At 49.6% G+C, this 2,566-nt stretch carries 2 protein-coding genes and 1 pseudogene; 2 read left to right on the forward strand and 1 reads right to left on the reverse strand.

The features are described from left to right. Window positions 1–265 precede the first annotated feature (265 nt). On the reverse strand, window positions 266–1,321 hold the full coding sequence (locus RMO27_RS05335) for a DUF3326 domain-containing protein (RefSeq protein WP_309730102.1): 1,056 nt from the start codon (window positions 1,319–1,321) through the stop codon (window positions 266–268). 202 nt (window positions 1,322–1,523) lie between these two features. Here RMO27_RS05335 and RMO27_RS05340 point away from each other — a divergent pair, with 202 nt between their 5' ends. Together RMO27_RS05340 and RMO27_RS05345 are read left to right on the forward strand one after the other, a co-directional pair. Continuing rightward, window positions 1,524–2,201 carry a zinc metallopeptidase gene (locus RMO27_RS05340; RefSeq protein WP_309730105.1) on the forward strand — a complete coding sequence of 226 codons (678 nt, stop codon included), beginning with the start codon at window positions 1,524–1,526 and terminating at the stop codon, window positions 2,199–2,201. Window positions 2,202–2,306: 105 nt separating this feature from the next. Further along, window positions 2,307–2,566 (forward strand): annotated as a pseudogene (locus tag RMO27_RS05345) (cobalamin biosynthesis bifunctional protein CbiET); the annotation flags it as partial.

A 2,566-nucleotide genomic window follows, 5' to 3' on the forward strand; every position in this document is an offset into this window, starting at 1 on the left:
CCCACATCGGCAACTGTGATCGAGATCGGACGTAACTGAAGATCGCCCAAATACAACCACAATCGCGCCACTCCAAATAAGATAATTGCCGTTACCGCCATCGCAATTAAAATTTGCATCCGCGATAGAGGTTCGATATCTGGATTGTGTGAGTTACTCATTTTCTAGGGGATAGGGGATAGGGGGTAGAGGAGTGGATAGTGGATAGTGGATAGTGGATAGTGGATAGTGGATAGTGAAAGTTTAAATCTTAGATACATCTAATTTATTGACATTCTTTAAGTCGATCGATCTGGGGTCGAAAACTATCGAGACTCATGCCAGCGCGATCGACTGTAATGACACCGATCGCTTCTAAGTACGATTTTACCGCGATCGATTGGATCTTGACGTCCTGGGGGGTTACGGCCATTCGTGTATGATTTTCGGCGACTGTAATAATCTTAGCGCGTGACGATCGCGCGAAGCTCAGTAAACCACTGCCGCCACAGGCGGATTCGGGGACGATGACGGCATCGACTTCATCATGCCAAATTCCGACTCCTGAAGCTGGCGGAGTAATGATAAATTGTGGTGCGCGGCTCAGTCCAACTAAAACACAGGGTAAGAATGTATACCCCAATTCCTCCGCCGCCGAGCGGGGGGAAATCTCCGGATCGATCGGCAGTGGTGATAAAGCAGGTGCATGAGCGCAAGGAACTTTAAAAGTTCGTACGACGAGGTGACTGATGACGGCTTCGGCTCCAGCTAAAGGATCGACCCCGATCCCATGCCGATAATCCTGCAAGATCGTCGCCCCCAGATCGTCGGGAAATCTCGCAATGACAGCGATCGCTTCAGCTCCAGCAACCGCGATCGATTTATCGACCGCCCGCAACAGACTATCTGGCTGCTCGATTGTCCCCCAAGAGGCTCCAGATGAAGCCGTCCGCAGCTCTACACCCAAGGGCAGATCCGTCACCACATAATCCACCAAATCCAACCCTAACGTCGCTCTCGCCGCATCTGCGGCTTGCAAATGGCGCACGCGCAAGTCGTCGGGAATCGATCGATCGAAGACGATGCCGATCCGATTGCGACGCACCGGCTGTAATCCCCAGGCACCCGCCGCAAATCGATCAAGGGCATAACCCTCAACATAGAGCGCATTTGGCATACTCCAATACAACTGCGCCCCATTCATCACATTCGGGTGAGTAATCAGGCGATCACAACTGGCAGCAACGGCTCTAGCGATCGGCAATGCATCTCCGGCAAAGCCACCCATTGCGGCACCGATGCCCGTGGGAACGATCAGCACTACTGTATACGGACTAGACATAATTGTTAATCGGGGTGACGATCGCGAGTGGCTGTGTCCATCATCGAGTAAATGCTCGATCGATTCAAGTCCAATGATTGAAGAAGTTAGCAACTGTATGTTTGTCAATCACAAACCTAAATCGTCGATCGCCAAAAATGTTAAGATCCTGCCAAAAGGTGAGCATTGCCATTTGCCAACTAAAATTAGGTAAGAAAGTTATATGTTTTATCTGCTTTTCCTATTGCCTGGAATGTTACTGATGATGTGGGCACAATTTCGCGTCAAAGGTACCTATCAAAAATACGCCCAGGTTGATGCGCGGATGGGGATGACTGGAGCGCAAGTCGCCGAAAAGATTTTACAAGAAATGGGTATCCAGCATGTTTCGGTAGAACCGATCGCGGGCGAACTCACCGACCATTACGATCCTAGTGCCAAAGCGGTGAGACTATCCGAGGTTGTCTATGGCTCCACATCACTAGCAGCGGCAGCAGTGGCCGCTCATGAGTGCGGTCATGTCCTCCAAGATGTCAAAGGCTACAAACCGATGAATATTCGAGCAGCACTAGTGCCAGCAGCTAATTTGGGTTCTAATATCGGACCGCTCCTAATCATGTTGGGTTTTGGTCTCAATGCGATGGGCAGTATTAGTGCGATCTTTATTAATATTGGCATCGTGCTATTTTTAGGAGTGGTGTTATTTCACATCGTGACTTTGCCAGTTGAGTTTGATGCATCAAATCGCGCCTTGAAATTAATTAATGAATTGGGCATTTTGCAGGGCGATGAAAATAGAGGAGCTAAAAAGGTCTTGGATGCGGCAGCATTGACGTATGTAGCTACCGCTCTGTACTCAGTGCTCCAACTCTTGCAACTACTCATGTCTCGCCGGAATTAGGGGCAGGATTTCGATCGACAAAGTAGAATCGATCGATTGAGGATTAGCTCCTCAATTTTCAGTCAGGCTATTCTCCTCCTTGGAAATTCAGACAGGAAGTTAACATTGACGATCGCAAGCAAGAAATGGTTATCAATTATCGGGATCGGTGAGGCGGGACTAGTCGAATTGAGTCCCTTGGCACGCGAATTTGTCGATCGAGCCGCGCTGATTGTCGGTGGCAAACGACATCTGGACAAGTTAAATGATGCGCACCCAGATCGCCTGGAGTGGACATCACCGCTGGAAGAATCGATCGCCTCGATCCTCAAATATCGGGGCACTCCCGTCTGTATTCTCGCTAGCGGCGATCCGCTCTGTTATGG

The sequence above is a fragment of the Chamaesiphon sp. OTE_75_metabat_556 genome (assembly GCF_031378165.1).
Taxonomy (GTDB): Bacteria; Cyanobacteriota; Cyanobacteriia; order Cyanobacteriales; family Chamaesiphonaceae; genus Chamaesiphon.

What these genes read in the sequence shown, in the direction of transcription:
- RMO27_RS05335 (WP_309730102.1), bottom strand. Translation starts at nt 1,321, where the DNA reads ATGTCTAGTCCGTATACAGTAGTGCTGATCGTTCCCACGGGCATCGGT.
- RMO27_RS05340 (WP_309730105.1), top strand. Translation starts at nt 1,524, where the DNA reads ATGTTTTATCTGCTTTTCCTATTGCCTGGAATGTTACTGATGATGTGG.